Raw genomic sequence first — 21,199 nt, forward strand, 5'->3', positions numbered from 1 at the left:
AATCATCCTTGCCTAGTTTGCTTTGAGTTAGACAAAGGTGGCAACAACTGGAACTAAAGAATAAGGGTTTGAGTAAGACATCCTCTCAGACCTTCGGCAAAGCTGAGGTCGATATAGCTGCGATACCTGCGGTGGGACTAGCCAACGCAACTTCATCAATCACATCAGGTAGTTCATCTTCCACAAGTCGTAGGCGAGGGTAGAAGTAGGCAATACAAGTTGCTGAGATAGTCAAAACTCCCATGATGATGCACAGAAGCCCCATACCACGACCTGTACCGACACCAATAATTTGTCCGATACTACCTGCCAACAAGCCATCAGTACCCATTAAGGGTTCAAACACCTTTTCTGCCAAAGGCCCTATCGTAATATAGCCTAGAGGTAAACCTACAGCTTCGATCGCTCCTTTAATAGAAAAGACTCTACCCTGCACTAATGGTTCTACTTTCGACTGAAAAATAGCTTGTGTTGAACTAGCAATTATTGGTCGGATCAAAAAGAATAAGAAGATGCCGACAATGAAAACAAAAATAGAAGCTTGCAAACCGGCAACAAGAAGAAACACACCCGTGAGCAGCATACAGCCATATATCGTATTTATGTTACGCTCTAGACCTCCCCAGATACCAATCAGTAAACCCCCTGCTAAAATAGCAACGCCAAAGAGCGAAAGAATAGTCCCTAAAACTGTTACGGGAGCAAAAGATAACACCAGAGGTATAGTGATAACCTGAACACATCCTACAAGAAAAAGGCTATAAGCTGAAATGATTAACACTCCTAGTAGTCCTGGTCTAGCCAATAAATAGGTTAATCCATAAGTTGTTTCTTTAAGAAAAGAACTTTCATCAATTGCAACAGCAGGAGTGCTGGATTTAGGAAACTGAACCATCAACAAAAGACTAATACTCAAAAATACGGTAGTTAAATGCAGTACGATAATCCCTTGCAGAGAAATCATCCCTAATAAGATACCTCCTAAAGGTGGTGCGACAAGCCGCGCCGTACCGTTCATCAAACTCAGCATTCCATTAGCACGACCAAGGTGGTGTTTTGGTACTAATAGGGTTATGGAAGCGATGAAAGCGGGTATCTGAAAAGCCATGAAGATAGCACCGAAGGTATTGGCTAAGTAAATATGCCACACTTCCAATCTACCGATGATAAATAAAGCACCGATCGCCACTGTTGCTAAAGTTGCAAATAAATCGCTGAGAATCATTGTCCATCTCCGATCCCACCGATCCACTAATAACCCAGCGATAGGTGCAAGTAAGATCAGAGGTAAAGTATTGGAAAGGGTAATAAGAGCAAATTGGGTGACAGAACCTGTCTGTTCGTAAACCCAAACATCCAAAGCAAATGCAGTGATGCTGCTACCAATAGATGCAATCAGCTGTCCCACCCAAACAATGATAAACAGTTTCATCTCACGGAAAATAGTCAGTGGGGTTTTTTCTATACTTGCTAACACGATCAACTCCTAAGTGTATGCATATTCAAACTTTTCATATTACTTGATATTGGTGCAATAGCTTTTGCGCCTGATGATCCCAATCAAACTTTTCAACTGCTTGGCGGTTTCCAAGTTCTCCCATTGCAATTCTGAGATTGTCATCTAAAAGCAGGCGCAGCATTGCGTCGGCTAAAGCATCCGCATTCCCGCGTTCGACCAATAATCCTGTTTTCCCATCCTCTATCAGTTCGGGAAAAGCACCCCCACGGGTAGCAATAACAGGCAATCCCATTGACATTGCTTCGATAATCGGCATTCCAAATGCCTCATTCCAAACAGATGGAAAAATAAATATATCTGCTTGCTGATAATACTCAAATAGCTCGAAATGGGGAACTTTGCCCAGAAAAAAAACCGAACTGACTGCGTTAGAAGCAATTCGCTTTTGCAATTGCTCCCGATAGCTACCTTGGTAATAAGGAAGAATATTCTGAATTTGCGGATCTTCTCTATCAAGTGTGTACCACGGGACTAATGCGGTTTCTGAACCGACAAGTTTTAGCTGTACTTGGGGATAACGAGACACTACTTTATTAAAGGCATCAATTAAAACGTGTATACCCTTTTCTGGTGAAATTCTGCCCACAAAAAGGATTTGTTTAATATCTTTTTTCTTGTTTTCTTGATTGTGATGATTAGGGACGGCGAAGTGACGAGTATCTGCACCATTATATAAAGTTTGGCTGTTAAGATGAGGCAAGTATTTACGAACCTGATTTTTTAGATAATCGCTGCATCCAATTACTAAATCGACTGACTTAAGGTGCTGTTCAACTATTAATGGATCGAATAATGGGAGAAAATCACTATGTATATGTAAGACAATTTTCGCTTGTGGGTTATAGGCACGCATGAGGGGAACAAATTGAAAAACAATGTTTATATGAATTACATCACATTGCTGTGCTTGAATATCCTTGGCAACTTGTCGGTAAAATTCACAATAAAATAATTTAGAGGCATAGAAAGGTCGTTGAGGGTGGGATATGTTCCAGCTATCAAGAAAATTTAATGGTTCTAAGATTTTATCGATCCATGATTCGGGAATGCGGCGATAGGTAATGCCATCTTCGTGATATTCAAATTCTTGATAGTGACCTTTTGAGCCATAGAATAAAACTTCATGGCCAGCACGAGCTAAACGTCGCGCCAACGCATAAGATACTAAGCGGATTCCTCCATTTTTAGGGGGTTCGGCTAGGGTGACAGGATAATCGAAGAAGGCAATTTTCATAATTCATTAGATGTTGATTTTAGGTAAAAGCTAAATATAATACAATTTAGTTAAGTTAAGCATTTCTTTCTTTTTCTTTGTGTCCTTTGCGGTTCGTTTAAAAAATTCACTTTGACAAAGAGTTAAACCTTAAAAGACTCACAAGAAGTAAATTATCCAAATAAACGAACCACAGAGACGCAGAGAACACAGAAAGAAGAATAGAGAGAATTTTTGGGATATTTTTGTATTTGGAAGTCACTGACTGAACTGGATTGAAATAGAATGAGTTGTTAATCGGGTGTTTGAAATTAAGATTTTTATCAGCAAAGGCGTAAAAAAGAGATCAAGAGTTTTTTGTCTAGTTAATATACAAGTTAAATAATTGTGTTTTATTGTGCAAAAATATTTGAAAATAAGTGGAGCTAGTTTGGAAGTTTTAAGTTAAGAAATTGCTGATGAAAACTATTTGTTTACCATCTGGTCGATTGATGCCAGTATTGGGAATGGGGACTGCGGGATTGGGTGAAGCGATCGCCCAGCGTGACAATGAGATTGCTGCTTTGCGTCACGGAATCGATTTAGGGATGACGTTGATTGATACGGCAGAGATTTACGGTGAGGGTAGGGCGGAAACGTTAATTGGCGAAGCGATCGCTAATTGTCGTTCATCAGTCTTTCTCGTGAGTAAGGTTGCGCCTCGCAATGCAATTGGGCAAGGGGCGATCGCAGCTTGCGAAAACAGTTTACAGCGCTTGCAGACAGATTATCTCGACCTTTATTTGTTGCATTGGCGGGGGCCTGTACAGTTATCAGAAACTTTGGCAGCATTTGAGACATTGAAACAATCTGGCAAGATTCGAGATTATGGCGTTGGTAATTTTGATGTTGAGAATATGCAAGAAGCCAGTGCTTTACCTGGAGGTGAAGCCATTGCGACAAATCAAATCCCCTATAATTTGCAGCATCGTAATGGTGAGTGGAAGTTGTTATCCTGGTGTCAGCAAAGAGGAATCCCGATAATGGCGCATTCACCTTTGCTACAAGGCGAACTACTCAAACATCCCAAATTGCAATCAATTGCCCAACAGCGCGGGGTAACAGTTGCACAAGTGGCGATCGCTTGGTTGTTGCATCAAGAGGTGATAGTCTTTCCCAAAGCCAGCAGTATCGCCCACGTTGAACAGAATCGCGCTGCCCTTGATTTGCAGTTAACAAAAGAAGAACTGAGTGCTTTGGACGTTGCTTTTCCCCCACCATCTGTACCTATTGCCCTGCTTGAGAATTGGTAACAGACTAATTCGTAATTAAGAAGTTTCTGGGGAGAACAGGTGATTTACTTTTGCCTGTTCCTTTTCATTTAGAACCATTAAATCTTTTTGCCAAATCTTCAGTTTTCTCCTTGTAATATTCTTTTGTCAGGATTGGCGGGTATTTAGGAGATTCGTCTGTATCTAAGCAATTTTCAATACAGGCAATTTCTGTATCATCACCAGGAGAGAGAAAGAAAGCTAAGGAGTATCTTTCTGGAAGACTACGGGCATCGGCTGGCATTAGTACCCGATGTTTGGTAGCAGGGAGTTTATCGTTTGTCCATCGCTGCATGACATCTGCGATAAAAACTATCGGTGTGTTAGGGAGTGGGGGCGCAGCAATCCATTCTCCGGCATTAGTGCATACCTCTAGCCCACCATTTTCATCCTGAAAAAGTAAGGATAGACTGCCCCAATCTGTATGTTCCTCGAAGCGTGCTTCTCCGGGTGATGGTGGTTCTGATACTTCATAGTAGCGATGTAACAGCCCATAGTCGGCTTGTTGAGGATGGCGATCGCTAAAGTATGATTCTGGTAAATTTAGTGCAATGGCGATCGCTTTGAGGATGCTATTACCGGCATCATGACAAGCTGTGAATAATTGCTGCACAGCATCAGAAAAAGCGGGATGCTGTCCCAGGTGTTGATGAACCTGTTGCGCCACTGGGGAATCTGTTTCGATCTGTTCTGTTAAAACAGCTTCGCCGAAGACGAATGCTTCCCGAAAGTCACCCTTATATTTAGTGTAAAAGTATCCGAGAGCTGCGCCGTCTTTCCAAGCTAGTTGTCTTTTTTCTGCCTCTGGTAGCGCAAAGAAGCCATTAGCATTGGTAAAGGCTTGGTCAATTGCATTTTGAGGTACACAATTTTTTAGGTAGAAGCAGCCAACTTTTTGAATAGCTTGTAAGAGTTGGTCAGCAGTAAACTGATGGAAATTAAGGATGGGAATCTGCGTGGAAGTGGTAGTTTGTTGTTCGAGTTCTTGAATTGAGTTCATAAGTCAAAAGTCGGTGGATTATAAACGCAAAGGGGCGCAGAGGGAAGCGCAAAGGTATGCAGAGTTAGATTCAACTACGTCCGTATTTTTTGGCTCGATCTTTGGTTCTATTCAAGAGATGATCGCCTACAAAAGTTGGGGGATATTTAGGAGATTCATCAGCTTTTAAGCAACTTTCTAGACAAGTGACTTCTACTTCGTAATTAGGAATCACAAAAAAGCTAAATGAGTACCTTTCTTTTACTTTCTGAAAATTAGTCGGTACGGAAACTCGGTGAGGTGTGGCGCAAAATTTATCATTTGTCCATCGTGACATCATATCCGCCGCCATTACCAAAACAGTATTAGGAACTGAAGAGGTGATAATCCACTCTCCTTGAGGTGTGTATACTTCTAGTCCTCCGCCTTGATCTTGAAATAGCAAGGTGATGCTGCCTAAATCAGTGTGTTCAAAAAAGCGAGTTTGTCCTGTTTTGGGAGCCTGGGAGATATTGGGATAGTAATTGAAAACTCCAGCGTGGTTTTGCTGAGAATGTAAATCGGTAAAGTAGGAATTTGGTAGTTGCAAAGCGATCGCCAATGCTTCTAGGATATTCAAAGCACATTCCTGGCTAGCTTGAAGGAATTGCTGCAAAAATTGACGAAATTCCGGCGGATTTTCTGGCCATTGATTAGGGACATCCAGGGACTCTGTATAATCGTCAGCCCCGGATTTGTTTGGGTCAAATTCATTAGCAAAACTAAATGACTCGTGTAATTGTCCGGGTTGATCGCCAATGAACATTTTCTCAAAGGGTATGTAACCTCGACTTCGCCCAGTTACTGCTGAGGCTACTTTATCTTTTTCTGCTAATGGGAGTGTAAAAAATCCCTCGGCTTGGGTAAAGGCTTGATCGATTAAAGTTTGGGAAACTCCATTTTTTAAATAGAAGCAGCCCATTTCTTCAATAGCGCGAGAAATTTGGTTTGCAACTGCTGCTTTAGCCTTGGTGTCACCTGTAACAAATGGATAGAAATCAATAATGGGAATCTGTGATGTAGCAGTTGTTTGCTTTGTAAGTTCATTGATTGAGGTCATAATTATAAAATTCCTAGAAATTTGATGATTTTTTCTTGGGTTATTGATAACGTTTCTGTTTTCTAAAAAAATCAATTATTCTTCACGCATTAAATCACAAGTGCTGCATAGTGGAATTGCATTAAATTCATATTCATCTGTTCTGCCAAGATAATCTTTAACAGAACCAACAATACCTGTTCCGTTTACATCTATACAACAGGTATTGATGCTTCCATCCCACAAAACTACAACTCGCTTTTTAGTTTCAAAAATGCAAGGTTTATACTTTTCTATCGTACTAGTTAAACTTCGATTTGATGTGGTTTTAGAATTAACTTGTCCAGCCCAATCATGCTTTTCCTGCTGATGAGGATTATAGGTATAGACGATAGACAAAGGAATAGAATTTTCCTTAAACATTTCTTGAATACGCTCTTTCTGCCCAGCAAGATGTTCTGACAGATAAATGTCACGCACACCTAATTCAGACAAGCGCCATGCCTTTTCCTCATCAAGGAGTATACCGTTGGTTATAAAATTACATTCAATTCCCTTAGTTTTCGCATAAGAGATGAAATCGAATAATTCTGGATGAAGTAAGGGTTCCCCAAAATTATTAAGAAATAAATCTTTTTGTCCACATTGTATTGCTAATTCAACAACATCTACAAATGTAGAAAATGACATATTTCCTTTTGCTCTACTTTGAGATGGATGAGGACAGTAAGAGCAAGTTAGATTACAAAAATTGGCAATTTCAACTTGATAAATATACATCGTTTTGAACTCCTAAAATGTCAACAGTTATTCACGATCGCTGATTTCTAACCGGAGTGCATGAGTTTCTGAGTATGAGCCATGCTGTTGAGAAAGCTAGTAACATTTGTGGTATACAGCGCGATCGCCACCCACAAGAAAGGTGTCAATACAGTTTGGACTCCGAGAAACCGCAGCCGGTGCGGAAGTAGAGTAACCACCGAGATGCTGCCAATCGCTCCAGACTGAACCATCCCATGTCTTACGGTACATCGCACCATCACAGCCAACAGTAAAAATATCTAGCCGATTTTCAGCGACAGAAGTGGCGGCGACACCATACTGGCAATACCCTCCCAGGTTTTTCCAACCACTCCAGGTTGAGCCATCCCACCCCTTATGATAAATCGCACCATCCCCGCCTAAAACAAAAGTATCAATGCAGTCTGTGCCGCGAGAAACCGCAGCAGGTGCAGCAAGACAGTAACCTCCGAGATTGTTCCACTCATCCCAGGCTGAACCATTCCAACGCTTATGGTACATCGCACCATCAATACCGACGGCAAAAATATCCAGCCGATTTTCACCAAGGGAAGCGGCGGCAACACCATAGTGGGAGTACCCGCCAAGGTTTTCCCAAGTACTCCACTTTGAACCATCCCACCATGTGCGATATGTAGCGCGATCGCTACCCAAAACAAAGGTATCAATGCGATTCAGTCCCCAAGAAACCGCAGCCGGCGAGGAAATACAATAACCACCGAGTCTTTCCCAATCGCTCCAAGTTGAGCCATCCCACCACTTATGCCATAAAGGGCCAATACTCGCTGTGAGTAAAACATCCAGGCGATTTTCTGACCACGAAGTGGCTGTAACACCATACTGGCAGTATCCGTCTAAATATTCTCCATCAGTAGAAAATATTGGCATATCTTCTTTAGAGGCGGGACTCATCGCCGGAAATGGCATACCTCGATTCTGAGAAATTGCTGCTGTAGTTGGATAGCTGGTTGTCATTTGCCTCTTTTCTTCCTTTGCGTTCTTCGCGTTCTTTGCGGTTCGTTAAAAAAACTGACTTTGAGAAAGAGTTAAGCCTTAACTGAACCTTATTGGATTAGACTTTTCCACCTACGCTATACCACTTGTAGTAAACCGCGCGATCGCTACCCAACACAAAAGTGTCAACGCGGTTTGGAGCCGAAGCAACCGCAGCCGGCGCAGCAATAGAGTAGCCACCCAGATTATTCCAACCGACCCAGTTTGAGCCATCCCAGTACTTCTGGTACACTGCACCGTTACGAGCAATGATGTAAATATCTAGGCGATTTTCAATTCCAGAAGCAGCCGCAACACCATACTGGGAATAGCCACCGAGTTTTTCCCAACCACTCCAGCTTGAACCATCCCAATACTTTTGATAGATGGCGCGATCGCTACCCAGAGCAAAGATGTCAATACGGTTTAATCCCCAAGAAACCGCAGCTGTTGTTGAAATACAGTAGCCCCCTAGCCTTTCCCAATCACCCCAGATTGAGCCATCCCAAGACTTTTGGTATATGGCTCCATCCCAGTTGACGATGAACAGATCCAGCCGATCTCCCCAAGAAGCAGCCGCGACACCATACTGAGAGTAGCCGCCAAGATTTAGCCAATCGCTCCAGGTTGAGCCATCCCAGGCTTTATGATAGACAGAGCGATCGCCCCCAATCACAAAGGTATCAATCCGGTTCTCTCCTCTAGTAACCGCAACTGGTGCAGAAACACAGTAGCCCCCCAGCCTTTCCCAATCACTCCAGACTGAGCTATTCCCCTTTTTATGGTACATAGCGCTATCTTTGCCAATGCTAAAGACATCCAGGCGATTTTCTCCTCCAGAAATAGCAGCTATACCGTACTGAGAATACCCGCCAAGATTTTCGCCATCCATCGCAAAAGATGGCATATCTCCTAACGAAGCAGCCCCCATCATCGGGTATGGGGTTGGTGGAGGATAGGGCATACGTACAGAAGCGTCTTGAAGTTCCATTTCAAGCGGTGGCATCTGGTTAGATATTTCCTCGGTGGTTGTTTGGCTCATTGTCATTTAATTACCAATTGCGAATTATTTAAAGTATCTAAAATTACCTTGGCAGCTAATTGATGTCCCGCAGAATTCCAATGACCATCGATATCAAAGTAAAGCTTTTCTGGCGTGCTATTTTTTCTAAAATCATCAGTTAGATTGACACAAGTTACATCTTGTGATTTTGTAACGTCACATAAACGCTGATAGCCAATCTCTTCATTTTTGAGCAAATCTACATTTTCAGGAAATAACTGGACGTAATCTTTGATATAAGTTGATTCTTTTGAAGGTACAAGAAAAACAAACAGCTTAACCTGATTATCTTTAGTCAAACGAATGATTCGTGATAATGCCGCTTCTACTTTGACAACCCCATCAGATGTCAAATAATCGCTATCTACACCTACTCCTGATTCAGGTGCTGCCAGCGATAAATTAAATAAAGTTAAACCATTTTTGGCTTCTTTAGAGATAGAAGTTCCAGCTCTTATCGGCAAGTTTTTTTTATTATTTTTCCAGACAAGCTGGTACAGAAAGGTTTTTTCATACCAAGGCGAAAAACTTCTTTCTTTCAGTGTATTATATATCTTTTGACCAATATCTGAAGAATAATTAGTTAAATCATTAGCAACTATAGATAATATGACTGTCTGAGGTTTATATTTGGCGATCCATTCATTAAATAATGTTTCATATTGGGCAAAAGAATAGCCCGGAACACCTAAATTAATGACTGGCTGCTGCAATTCTGATTCTACAAGTCTGGGAAATGTTTTTTCCTCACTGACCCATTGACCCCATGTAAATGAATCTCCAATAAAATACAAGTTAGATTTTGTGTAATCTCTTCCTATATTACGAAATCCATAACTATCTGTATTAGCAACTTCTGTAACTTTCGCTTCTTGCCAAACAGTTTTAAAGTCCTTCAGGTTTGATTTTGGCTTGTAGCCTAATTGGGCATCCGGTTGAATAAACTGATAAAAAATTTGCGCCTTGGACTTTTGTGGGGCAGCAACTCCGGTAGTAATGGCAAAAGTTTCGACGATTAACAGCCCAACTATAACTCCAGCCAGCATGAGCAATAAATTTTGTAGCCAAGGCTTTATTTTTTGCATAAAGTCTTAATTAATTACGAATTACGAATTGTTGACAGAGTGTTTTAGCAACAATTTCCCCTGCTAACTGATGTCCCAAAGCATTCCAATGTCCGTCGCAGCGAAAAGTATTATCAAACCCATGTAAGCAAACATTATTCTGCTCGGCATAAGCCTGAAAAGATTGTCCTAAATTGATGGTGATAAAACCTTCCCGTTCTCCTAATGCTGCGAGCCGCTTTTCTGGATAAAACCAATCTGTCAGCCCTGATACTTCCTGAGCATGGCGCACGTTAGGATCAGGATTAACTTGCAAAGCAGTTGTCACTGTCACGACAGCAAAATTCGCTTTCTTGGCAATTGCCTCATTATGTATCGAGCGAATTAGTCCTTCTGTTAGTTGCCATGCTTCTTCCCATTCAGGATCAGTTGCGGTGTTATGGACAAGCAATTCTGTTTGCTTCAATAAATTCTGCCATTCAGGGTCAGTGAACGGAGACAGTCTTGCAGGTTTAGTTCCCAACTGGAGGTCTTGTTTTTTATTATCTTGATGAGGAAGTGGTAAAGCATATTTGGCTTGTTTTAAAAGCTGTAAAATCCGTAAACGGTCTTGAACTTGCAGATAAACCTGATGCCACGATGATTTTTGTGAGCGATAAATATCCATATTCACAAACGAATCATCAACTACCCAATCACCATCTCGCTCAACAAAATAGGGTTTCATCAGGGCGCTATTATCCATAGCAGTCTGACTCACCATTTTCTCGGTAAGAGTGCGAGAGTTGTTGATGACATCGTTACCAGGATAAAAATTCAGAAGTACGAAATCAGGTGAATATTTCCAGACTTTTTCTTGCAAAGCGATCAGTTCTTGATCGGTTCCATAACCATTCACTCCGAAGTTCATCACTTCTACGTCACGACTTGCTAGGGTGGGACAATTTTTCAGTTCGCGTTCAATAACGGCGGCGATTCCTTGTGGTTGTGGTACTTGGCGTGCTTCTGTAAAAGAATCTCCGAGCAAGGCTATACGGATGGTATTGTCTGGCTTAACTGGGGAATGTTCTCGATCGTGAAAGCCCTCACTGTTGTATTGGATATATGCTTCTCCTTCGTCATGCACCCACCCAGCCGCATAAGGTCGTCCTGCCCAACCTCTCTGTCGATCAAAAGTATAAAATGTCTTGTATTCAACACCAGCAATGCGTAAGCCAATTTCCACGACAGCCAGACCCAAGACAATTCCACCTAGCAATAAGGCTAAGGTCAGTGTCACCGCTACCCACCGCTTTAATGATAATGACAATGTTACCACCTGGCATTCCTCAAAATAGTGTGTAAATAAAGGGTGCAAGCACAGATGACTGTGCAAACACAATTAAGATACCTAAGAGCAATAGTGTGACGATAAGTGGTAGTAGAAAGAATTTGCGGCGTTCTTTCAGTAATCCCCATAAATCTTTCAGCAAGTCTTGTGTTGTTTCAAACATTAGAACGGTTTCTCCATTTTGTTTATAGGTTTTACTTGATTGATAATGCGATAAGTTTTTACGTCACCATCTAGCTTTCTGGCCATAGCATCATGATGGAACACGCCTCGCATTATTAGACCAATTGGCGTGATTAAGGTATAGAAAATAATACTGAGAATTATCCGCGTATTAATCCAACCTAAAACTAGGCCAATCCTCATCCAAATTTGGTAGACACCATTGAGTGTGGCGGGGGCAATCAGCGCCCACACCCAAAGAATGCTAGCAATTACCCAAGGTAAAATGGGTAAAGACTCATGGTGTATCAAGGGCAGTAGACTACCGAATAAGCCAGCAGCGATCGCACCGCCAAGCAGTCCAAAATCCCGTAGTCCTTTCCGATCGAGTTGTTGTATTTCGTCCATCAGCATTAATCTAATTCAAATTCTGTTTTCCAAGATTCATCTTTCTGTACCTGGGGTTGGTTCGATTTAGCGAGGAGAAAATTCTCCAATACCAAGTAATCCATCTCTGTTCTCATAAAACAGCGATAAGCATCTTCTGGGGTACACACAATTGGTTCACCTCGCACATTAAATGATGTGTTTACCAAAACTGCACAGCCCGTTTTTGCCTGAAAATGTCGCAGCAGTTCATAGTATCGAGGATTGGTTTGTTGATGAACAGTTTGAATCCGCGCGGAATAATCTACATGAGTGATGGCGGGAATTTGCGATCGCTTCACGTTTAACTTATCTATGCCAAACAACTCCTCCTGTTCTGTTGTCATGGGAATCCGCAACTCGGCTTTGATTGGTGCAACCAAAAGCATATAAGGGCTGGGACGGTCAAGCTCAAAGTAATTGGAAGCCTGTTCTGCTAAGACAGAAGGGGCAAAGGGACGGAAGGATTCGCGGTATTTAATTTTCAGGTTCATCACCGATTGCATCTTCGGATTACGAGGATCGCCGATGATCGAACGACCTCCCAAAGCTCGCGGGCCAAACTCCATCCTGCCAGAGAACCAACCCACAACATTCCCTTGCTCTAAAATTTCGGCAAGTTCAGGCATGAGTTTGTCATCTTCTAGGTATTGGTAGGGCGCATTCACAGACTGGAGATAGTCTTGAATCTCTGTTTTCCCAAAGCAAGGGCCTAGATAGCCGCCCCGCATGGCATCCCCATCGTGAGGAATGCGCGGCTTTTCATGATACTGATGCCAAATAGCTAATGCTGCCCCAACTGCTCCCCCTGCGTCTCCGGCGGCGGGTTGAATCCAAATATCTCGAAAATCTGTTTCTCGCAAAATGCGTCCATTGGCGACGCAATTCAGGGCGACTCCACCGGCTAAACAGAGATAGTCTGTGTCCAGTTCCTTTTTAACTGTTCTTGCCAAACGCAAAACGACTTCCTCGGTAACGTATTGGATAGAACAAGCTATATCCATTTCTCGCTGGGTGAGTTTTCCCTCGCTTTGGCGTGGTGAACCACCAAACAATTGATGAAATTTTGGGGTAGTCATGGTCAACCCCGTGGTGTAGTTGAAGTAGTCCATATTCAACCGAAATGTGCCATCTTCTTTGAGATCCAAAAGATGGTTGAGGATATGGTCTACATATTTGGGTTCACCGTAGGGCGCTAAACCCATGAGTTTGTATTCGCCAGAGTTGACCTTGAAACCCGTGTAGTAGGTGAAGGCAGAATAAAGCAACCCTAAAGAATGGGGAAAATCAATTTCCCATTGGGGAGTGAGTTGATGATCTTCTCCTAACCAAACTGAGGTAGTTGCCCATTCTCCGACTCCATCGAGGCACAGCACCGCCGCCCGTTCAAAGGGGCTGGGGAAAAAAGCAGAAGCGGCGTGCGCTTGGTGATGTTCAGTAAACAAAAGTTGGGGTAATTGCGTTTTTTTGCAATCTCCGAGGGTTGCCAGTTCCTTTTTTAACAGCGTTTTGAGGTAAAGTTTTTCTTTTAACCAAACTGGCATTGCTGCAATAAAGGAACCTAATCCCTTGGGTGCGTAGGCGAGATAGGTTTCCAGTAGTCGCTCAAATTTGACCAATGGCTTATCGTAGAAAACGATTTGGTCTACTTCTGATAATCTAATCCCTGCTTGTTTGAGACAATAGGCGATCGCACCTTTGGGAAATCTCGCATCATGTTTTTTGCGGGAAAAACGCTCCTCTTGAGCTGCGGCAACAATATCACCATCCACAACTAAGGCGGCGGCACTATCGTGGTAATAAGCTGAAATTCCTAAAATACGCATTTTTTATATAAAACCCCCATTTTTATTTGTTCCCCATTCCTTATTCCCTATATCACTCAATTTCCATAGACCCAAACTTTTTTGTGGATAGTCTTTTCTTTCAGTCGTTTTTTCATCAATAATTTCGAGCATATCGGGAAAGTTGTACGGAGGTAATTTTAAATCGATTGCTCGCCAATCACCTGTAACAATATCTTTATTTTCAAGTATCCCCGGATAAGTTGTAGTTAAAAGATATTTAGAATTGCTTTTTTTAAAGTTTTTAATTACAGCAAGAGCATCTTTAAATGAAAGATGTACTAGACAATCTCGACAAAAAATCAAATCGACTTGAGGGAGTGCATCTGCTGCTAAGTCAAGATTGATAAATTCTCTGGACTCATTGCCATAAAGACGTTGATTTTTGGTAACTAATTCGGCAACAATATCACATCCGATGTATCTATCTAGATTTAATTCTGCTTCTTTTAGCCAATAGAAATCTCCACAAGGAGCATCGAGCATTCTTTTGACATTAAGGTTTTCCAACAAAACTGGTATTTCTTTAATGATGATCGAAGTTTGTTGAAGATTAGATCCTCTGCCAGAAATAGAGTCGCGATCGCCCCACCTATTCCGATAATATATATCATTAAAAACTTCTTTCCTGTTTTTACTCCGAAACGATAAAAGCATCAATTCATATTGCAAATTAAATGACAGATAATCAAAGAAAGATTTGATGGGTTGTAAAATAGCATTTATGCTCATAGTTTTTAATAAGAAAACTGCTAAAGTTAACTAAAACTGAAAGTAGATAAATGGTTGAGGACTGATTGCTGCAAACCGAAGTATTGTTGAAACTAACATCCCATAAAAAACAGCAAAACTCCATTTGGGAATTTTCTGCCACCAGTCTGCGAACCAACCTTTATAAGCTGCCCAGTGCATGATAATTAAAGGTATAAAAATCCATCCAATTTGGAGATTTAGGTTTTCAGAGCCAGGAGAATTAAAGAATAAAAAGGATTTCTCCACTTGTATAATACTGCTGAGATCGCTAACCCGAAAGAAGGTTGCAGACGCACAAAACCAGTAAAATGTGAGGGGAATACCTACGATATTTCTCAGGGTTTGGAATCGCTTATAGGGAGCCATCCAAGATGACCATTGTTTGTGAACAATTAAAGCAATTCCATGCAGTCCCCCCCAAGCGACAAAATGCCAAGCAGCACCATGCCAGAATCCAGAGGTAAGCATCAGAATGAGAATATTTCTGTAACCAAACAGTTCTGTGCGTTGAGCTTTTGGTCGCCTTCTCATCAAAGGGATGTAAATATAGTCTCGCAGCCAGGTGAAGAGGGTAATGTGCCAACGTTGCCACAACTGAGTGATATTGCTAGAAAAGTAGGGAAAATTAAAGTTGAGAGGTAGCTTGTATCCCAGTAAACCTGCACACGCGATCGCCATATCTGAATAGCCAGAAAAGTCGCAGTATACTTGTATAACGAAAGAAATCACAGCAATCCAACAACTTAAGGCGGTATAAATCTCTGGATTAGTAAAATACTGGTCTACCAAAGGAGAGAGATTATCCGAAATACAAGCTTTCTTAAAATATCCCACCAAAAAAAGCGTTAAACATCCCCGAAAATCAACTTCGTTTAAACTTTTCGGGGTTAGCAGTTGAGGTAAAAAAGTAGATGCGCGGACAATGGGGCCCGCAACCAATTGAGGGAAAAAAGCTACAAATAGAGAAAAATCCCAAAAACTTCTAATAGGTTTGACTTTACCCAGATACGCATCAATTGAATAGCTTAGAGTTTGAAATGTGTAAAAGCTAATGCCTGCGGGAAGAATGATTTCAAGGGTTTTAATACTAACAGGTAGACCCAGAAAAACTAATAAGCTTGAGGCAGAGTCAGCGAAGAAATTATAGTACTTAAAAAATCCTAATAATCCTAGATTTACAACTAAACTGAGTACCAACCATGCTTGGCGCTGCTGCTGATTGAGTGGTTTACTTAACAGCACATCCCAAGAAAATAAGTTTATCCATCCGTTCTTAGTTTCTTCTTTCTGTACTGCTTCGCTTGTTTGAATTTCTTGTCCTACTGTTGAGGCAGCGCGGTCTTGGGGGTTTCCCCCATGAGCGACTGCCGGTGAACTATCAACCTGTGGTCTAGATAGCATCAAACCGACAAAGTAATCAACGACTGTCGAGAGCAAAAGCAAAGAAAGAAAGCGCCAATCCCAAGCACCATAAAAAATATAACTACAGACTAATAACCAGGTTTTACGATGATTGTGATTCTTTAAAGCCCAGTAGAAGCAGAAAATAAGAATAAAGAAAAAGATAAAACGAAATTCTGTAAAAACCATATTTAATCTAATGGGTAAATTAACTGCTAACCAAATCAATTTGGACTTATAGACATAGGCGAATGATTATATATTTTTTTTTGAGATAACTTAAAAATGCTCATAAAACTCTGCTGCTAAAATGCGTGTAAATTCCTGTGCGCCTTGGTGATTTAAATGCCTACCATCAGCTCGGCTATCAATCCCATATAAAGCAGCAAAAGCATTAGGATCGTTAAAAGCAAATAGAGTTGGAATATATCCCAATTCGTAAGCCTTTATAATAGGAAAATGATCGACATCATCCTCTAAAACTGGAGGAATAAAGAAGATAGGTAAAATTTTATTTTTGCTAACCTTTTCTGAGCTATCGATTCTAGCAACAATCTGCTGAATCATTTTAATTCCATAAGAATTAAATCGTTGTCCAGATGTATCCTTTTGCTCAAAGACTCCTAATTTTGCCTCTTTTAATCTCTTCTTATAACTTTCCAAGTAATTAAATTGAAAAACCTGTTCCCGTTTTTCATGATCTTTCATCCAATCCATTGAGTAATATCCAGCTTCTTCTAATAATCTATCATTAGAAACTACTGTTGGTAATCCATCTGGTTGTAATTTATCCCCTTGTTGCTGCCAAGAATTAGAGAAATAACCAATTCCTAGCCATCGATAAAGAAAGCTGACAAAATTAGCATAGAAACCAATAATTCTACTTTTTAAAGTATAGTTGCTTTCAGCAATTAAATGAAAGTTTTCTATAGTTTTAAGAGGAGTATGCCAGTAAACATTTTTAGATGCAGTTGGCGAATTTTCAATGAAGCTGTTAACTAAACAGTCTAAAAATATCCATTTTAAATTTGCTGGTTTTAAATCTAAAATTTTTTGCAAATAGAAATCCATTTCAGCTATATTTGCCGCCATGATTCCAAAATTGAAAGACTTGACTCTCTTACCGTGTGCTGCCATTACTTCATTAAATACTTTAGGAACAACTCCTTGATAAGTGGTACTAGGCCCCATAAAAATAACATTATAATCATCTTTATGTTTAGCAAAATATTGTAATTTAATACTGATATCGCCAAGATTTTGAGGATTATTATCAGAGGGTAAAACTGTATTAATTAATCCAGCAGTCAAAATAAAAGCCAGTATAAAAATTATGCTGTAAATAAACATAAATACTGGTTTCGGTATGGTTTTTTGCCAAATATGTACATTCATTTTCGGTTGTCTTAAGGGTAAATAAGTTATTTTTAATTCACACAGAGGCGTAGAAACGAAAAAATTTAATTTTCCGATTTAATTAAGATTGACGTATTGTTGTTATTTCTTTGAGTGTAAAACTCGCTCGTTAAAATAGGTGGGTATTTTGCAGTTTCATTTGCCTGTAAACAACTTTCAGGACAGGCAATTTCGGCATCATTATTAGGAGATGCAAAAAATGCAAAGGAGTATCTTGGTTGGATTTCTTGAGATGCAGATGGTATTGCAACTTGGTGTTTTGTGGCATAAACTTTATCGTTAGTCCATCGTTGCAAAATTTCTCCTGCCATGACAACAACTGTATCAGGAATCAGGGGAACTGGAACTCGCTCTCCAGTTTTGGTACAAATTTCTAACCCTTCTACCTCATGCTGAAAGACGTATGTGATAGTATTTCCATCTGTATGTTCTCCCAGGCGAATATTTTGGTTTTTTTGAGGTTCAGATGCACCAGGATAGTGATGTAATCCCATAGCATGATTTTGTTCAGAATGTAACTCGACAAAATAGGATTCTGGCAGTTTCAAAGCAATAGCTAAAGCTTCAATAATTTTAAGCATACTTGTGTGGGAAGCTGCGAAAAATTGCAACATCGTTTCTCGAAACTCTGGCTGATTTTGTAGCCATTGATTCGGCTGGTGAAAAGGATGATCTAGTTTATTCAATTCCTCTGGATTCATTTCTCTACCAAAGTAAAATTGTTCGCTGAGTATGCTTGACATCCCCATAGGGATATATCCTCGATGACATTTTTCTGTTAAAGCTATCTGTTTTTTATCTTCTAACGGCAGTGCAAAAAAACTCTTAGCTTGAGCAAATGCTTGAGCTATTAAAGTTGTGGAAACATCGTGATTTTTTAGGTAGAAACATCCTATTTCTTGTAAAGCACTGCCGATTTGAGCAGCAACGGCTTCCTTGGCATGGCTATCACCAGTCATAAATGAGTGAAAGTTAATGACTGGAATCTGTGTTGAAACAATAGATTCTTTTGAAAGTTCTTTAGTTGAGTTCATCGTTAAAAATGAGTAGAGTTATCAGTAAAAATAGAAAAATCTATTTTTTTTCAGATGCATAGCTTCCTGTCGCAATTTGATTAATATATTCATGGGTGCGAATTGGTGGATAGTTGGGTGTTGCGTTTGACTCTAAGCAAGTAATTTCGGCATCGTAATCAGGAGACTCAAAATAGATAATCGAGTACCTGGGATTACTAGGAAATTTGGAAGGTAGGGGAACTCGATGTTTGGTGGCGGGAAACTTATCGTTTGTCCAGCGCTGCATTAAATCTGCAAGGATAACTAGAACTTTTCCAGGGGCGAAGGGGGCTGCAATCCACTCTCCTGCATCGTTGCAAACTTCTAGCCCAGCCGTCTCATCTTGAAATATTAAGGTAATACTGCCGTAATCTGTATGTTCAGCGAAACGAGTCTCGCCGGGAGGGAGAGCTTGGTGTAGAGATGGATAGTGATTTATGGAGGTGTTAAAGTTGCGCTCTAGATGGAAATCGGTAAAGTAAGACTCTGGTAGTTTTAATGCGATCGCCATCGCTTGTAAAATACTAAAAGACGCATCACGACAAGTTGTAAAAAATTCTAGTAGCAGTTGGCGAAACTCTTTTTGGTTTTCAGGCCATCGATTAGGTTCACCAAATCCTTGGGGAGTTACACCCGCTTCATTGATTGCAACGTCTAAACCAAAATTGAATGCTTCTAGCAATACCCGCTCTTTACCACGAGCAACATAGCCTCGACTCGTTCCTGGAGCAAGTTTTACTTGATTTTTCTCCTCCTGTGATAATGCAAAAAAACTTTGCGCTTGAGCAAATACTCGATCGACTAAAGTCTGAGGTACACAATTTTCGAGGTAAAAACATCCAATTTCTTGAATAGCGCACGAAATGCGATCGGCAACTGCTTGTTTGGCAACAACATCACCGACTATAAATGGATGGAAATCAATGACCGGAATCGGTGTGGAAACTTGGCGTTCTTGGCGGCTTGGCGGTTCGCTAATTTTCATAAGAAAACTGGTATTAATTATTAACAGGATTGGTTTTCAATTCATAAACATTCCAAAATGTTCCTTGTAAAGCAGAGTGTTTTACGCCCTCAATGCGATTTCGCACAGACACCATTGATAAGGAATTCACTAGATAAATAAACGGCAAATATTCCTGACTCAGCCGTTGAGTTTCGGCATAAATTTGTTGTCGCTGTGCTTCATTTGCGGCTGCACCTTGAATGTAGAGATCATCAATCTTTTGTTCCCAATCTGCTACCCGATGTCCAGTAATTGGTATTTGTCCGGCTTGGGGTTGGCGATTAAAAAAATGCCAGTTTCCTTTAGTAGACCAAATATTTATTGCTTCGTTGGGTTCTATTGTCATCGGAAAACCATCCATAATCTGGCAATCCCAATCCAGACGATTTGCTAATTTGTCTACAACCAATCCCACTGCAATCAAATTCAAATCTACCTGAATTCCTATCTGGCTCAAATCGTCTTGAATTAAAGGAGCCATGTTCTGCAACACCTTATTACCAACATTAGCGGTGAGCGTAAACCGGACTCGATTCCCATCGCTATCGAATAACTCACCTTGATTGTTGTATCGAAATCCTGCCTTGAGAAGTAATGTTTTTGCCTTCTCTTGGTTATAGTTGTAGACTGGTAAACCTGCTTGCTGAGAGAGATAGTAAGGACTTTGCACTGCGATGGACGAATTTTGCAACGCTCCTACCCCTGCAAATAGGTTGTTGACCATCCGCGGCCGATTGATGCTATAAGCAACGGCTTGGCGAAATTCTACTGTATTGAACCAGCGAGATTTAATCGGATTAACTAAAGGCTTACCATTTCTAAGCCCTGTATTCAAATTAAACATCATCGCGGTGGTTCCTGTTTGAGAACCACCGTTATAAATTGTGAATTTCCCCCTTTTTTCTTCTCGTTTCAATAATGAAAAATAGTTAGGATTTACGTCAATAAAATCAAGTCCTCCAGAACGAAATTGAATTAACGCTGTATCACTATTACTCACCGTATTTATAACAATACGATCGATATAGGGCTGAAGATGACTTTGAGTATCTTTACGCCAGTAATAGGGATTTTTGCGAAAGGTTATCCGCTCACTTGGAATGTATGATTCTAATTTGTAAGCACCGTTGCTAACAATTTGGTTCGGTGGAGTATCTGTACCCCAAATTGAGAGAAATAGCGGTCTACCTGTGGAGTCTTTTTTGGTGATGCTGGATTGCAGAATGTGAACAGGTAAAATTTCTAGTTTTGTTGTGCGAATAAAGGGTGCGAAAGGTTCTGGGAGAGTAAATTTAACACTCAAATTATCCAATTTTTCCACTGTAGGAAAACTGTGTGTTTTACCTATTTGTAAAAAATCTTTGGCATAGGAAGGAATGGCAGGATTCGTATAAATATCTTTATAAGTAAACACCACATCATCAGCAGTTAGTGGTTTACCATCTGACCATTTCAGTCCTTTCCTTAATTTAAAAATAATTCGCTTTTGGTCTTCAGAAATCTCCCACGATCGCGCTAACGCTGGTTTAATTTCTCCTCGCTCATTTTCACGAATTAGTCCTTCATAGAGGAAAGTCAAAATTCCTACTCCCTGTTCCATCAACTGAGGATTAAAGGTGTTGGGTTCGGCAGAACTACTAACGATGATTTGAGATCCGGTTGCTGTTTTGCGAAGCAAGTTAGTTTGGACGCAACTAACTAGGACAATCGCCAGTATAAATCCGATGATAGCTGGCAATCGCCGACGGCAAATAGTAGTAAGTGCGATCAATCTTCGCATAGTTGT

General features: G+C 40.7%; 19 protein-coding genes. 1 reads left to right on the forward strand and 18 read right to left on the reverse strand.

Going from position 1 to position 21,199, the window contains the following annotated elements:
* Positions 1-85: 85 nt before the first annotated feature.
* Both V7K38_RS01755 and V7K38_RS01760 read right to left on the reverse strand, forming a co-directional pair.
* Entirely contained in the window at positions 86-1,477 is a 1,392-nt protein-coding gene (locus tag V7K38_RS01755; RefSeq protein WP_334854998.1) for an MFS transporter, read from the reverse strand.
* Positions 1,478-1,511: 34 nt separating this feature from the next.
* The gene (locus V7K38_RS01760; RefSeq protein WP_334854999.1) at positions 1,512-2,753 is read right to left on the reverse strand and encodes a glycosyltransferase family 4 protein; all 1,242 of its coding nucleotides are present in this window, start codon (positions 2,751-2,753) and stop codon (positions 1,512-1,514) included.
* A 437-nt stretch (positions 2,754-3,190) separates the two neighbouring features.
* Between V7K38_RS01760 and V7K38_RS01765 the strand changes: the two genes are divergently transcribed.
* Entirely contained in the window at positions 3,191-4,024 is an 834-nt protein-coding gene (locus V7K38_RS01765; RefSeq protein WP_334855000.1) for an aldo/keto reductase, read from the forward strand.
* Between the two features lie 64 nt (positions 4,025-4,088).
* Here V7K38_RS01765 and V7K38_RS01770 read toward each other — a convergent pair whose 3' ends face one another.
* The 16 genes from V7K38_RS01770 to V7K38_RS01845 all read right to left on the reverse strand — a co-directional run bounded on the left by V7K38_RS01770 (position 4,089) and on the right by V7K38_RS01845 (position 21,193).
* Positions 4,089-5,042, reverse strand: coding sequence for an isopenicillin N synthase family dioxygenase (locus V7K38_RS01770; RefSeq protein ID WP_334855001.1), 954 nt, complete (start codon positions 5,040-5,042; stop codon positions 4,089-4,091).
* Between the two features lie 70 nt (positions 5,043-5,112).
* Positions 5,113-6,120: an isopenicillin N synthase family dioxygenase gene (locus V7K38_RS01775; RefSeq protein WP_334855002.1), complete on the reverse strand. Its 1,008-nt coding sequence runs from the start codon at positions 6,118-6,120 to the stop codon at positions 5,113-5,115.
* A 75-nt stretch (positions 6,121-6,195) separates the two neighbouring features.
* Positions 6,196-6,879, reverse strand: coding sequence for a radical SAM protein (locus V7K38_RS01780; protein ID WP_334855004.1), 684 nt, complete (start codon positions 6,877-6,879; stop codon positions 6,196-6,198).
* A gap of 96 nt (positions 6,880-6,975) precedes the next feature.
* The gene (locus V7K38_RS01785; RefSeq protein WP_334855005.1) at positions 6,976-7,875 is read right to left on the reverse strand and encodes a hypothetical protein; all 900 of its coding nucleotides are present in this window, start codon (positions 7,873-7,875) and stop codon (positions 6,976-6,978) included.
* A 97-nt stretch (positions 7,876-7,972) separates the two neighbouring features.
* Positions 7,973-8,941: a hypothetical protein gene (locus V7K38_RS01790; protein ID WP_334855006.1), complete on the reverse strand. Its 969-nt coding sequence runs from the start codon at positions 8,939-8,941 to the stop codon at positions 7,973-7,975.
* The gene (locus V7K38_RS01795; protein WP_334855008.1) at positions 8,938-10,041 is read right to left on the reverse strand and encodes an SGNH/GDSL hydrolase family protein; all 1,104 of its coding nucleotides are present in this window, start codon (positions 10,039-10,041) and stop codon (positions 8,938-8,940) included. The genes V7K38_RS01790 and V7K38_RS01795 overlap by 4 nt, the downstream gene beginning before the upstream one ends.
* A 10-nt stretch (positions 10,042-10,051) precedes the next feature.
* Positions 10,052-11,338: an SGNH/GDSL hydrolase family protein gene (locus V7K38_RS01800; protein WP_334855009.1), complete on the reverse strand. Its 1,287-nt coding sequence runs from the start codon at positions 11,336-11,338 to the stop codon at positions 10,052-10,054.
* A gap of 10 nt (positions 11,339-11,348) precedes the next feature.
* Complete coding sequence (locus tag V7K38_RS01805) at positions 11,349-11,513, reverse strand: DUF5989 family protein (RefSeq protein WP_096564133.1); 165 nt, start codon at positions 11,511-11,513, stop codon at positions 11,349-11,351.
* Positions 11,513-11,920 (reverse strand): SxtJ family membrane protein, encoded by a 408-nt coding sequence (locus tag V7K38_RS01810; protein WP_334855010.1) that lies wholly within the window; start codon positions 11,918-11,920, stop codon positions 11,513-11,515. The genes V7K38_RS01805 and V7K38_RS01810 overlap by 1 nt, the downstream gene beginning before the upstream one ends.
* A gap of 5 nt (positions 11,921-11,925) precedes the next feature.
* Positions 11,926-13,764 (reverse strand): carbamoyltransferase family protein, encoded by a 1,839-nt coding sequence (locus V7K38_RS01815; RefSeq protein WP_334855011.1) that lies wholly within the window; start codon positions 13,762-13,764, stop codon positions 11,926-11,928.
* A gap of 3 nt (positions 13,765-13,767) precedes the next feature.
* Positions 13,768-14,514, reverse strand: coding sequence for a class I SAM-dependent methyltransferase (locus V7K38_RS01820; RefSeq protein ID WP_334855012.1), 747 nt, complete (start codon positions 14,512-14,514; stop codon positions 13,768-13,770).
* Between the two features lie 30 nt (positions 14,515-14,544).
* Positions 14,545-16,125, reverse strand: a complete 1,581-nt coding sequence (locus V7K38_RS01825; RefSeq protein WP_334855013.1) for an MBOAT family O-acyltransferase — start codon at positions 16,123-16,125, stop codon at positions 14,545-14,547.
* 90 nt (positions 16,126-16,215) lie between these two features.
* Positions 16,216-17,331 carry a hypothetical protein gene (locus tag V7K38_RS01830; RefSeq protein ID WP_334855014.1) on the reverse strand — a complete coding sequence of 372 codons (1,116 nt, stop codon included), beginning with the start codon at positions 17,329-17,331 and terminating at the stop codon, positions 16,216-16,218.
* Between the two features lie 65 nt (positions 17,332-17,396).
* Complete coding sequence (locus V7K38_RS01835) at positions 17,397-18,386, reverse strand: isopenicillin N synthase family dioxygenase (protein WP_334855015.1); 990 nt, start codon at positions 18,384-18,386, stop codon at positions 17,397-17,399.
* Positions 18,387-18,426: 40 nt separating this feature from the next.
* Positions 18,427-19,392, reverse strand: a complete 966-nt coding sequence (locus V7K38_RS01840; RefSeq protein ID WP_334855016.1) for an isopenicillin N synthase family dioxygenase — start codon at positions 19,390-19,392, stop codon at positions 18,427-18,429.
* A gap of 13 nt (positions 19,393-19,405) precedes the next feature.
* Positions 19,406-21,193: an ABC transporter substrate-binding protein gene (locus tag V7K38_RS01845; RefSeq protein WP_334855017.1), complete on the reverse strand. Its 1,788-nt coding sequence runs from the start codon at positions 21,191-21,193 to the stop codon at positions 19,406-19,408.
* Between the last annotated feature and the right edge of the window lie 6 nt (positions 21,194-21,199).

The sequence above is a fragment of the Nostoc sp. genome (assembly GCF_036917465.1).
GTDB lineage: Bacteria > Cyanobacteriota > Cyanobacteriia > Cyanobacteriales > Nostocaceae > Nostoc.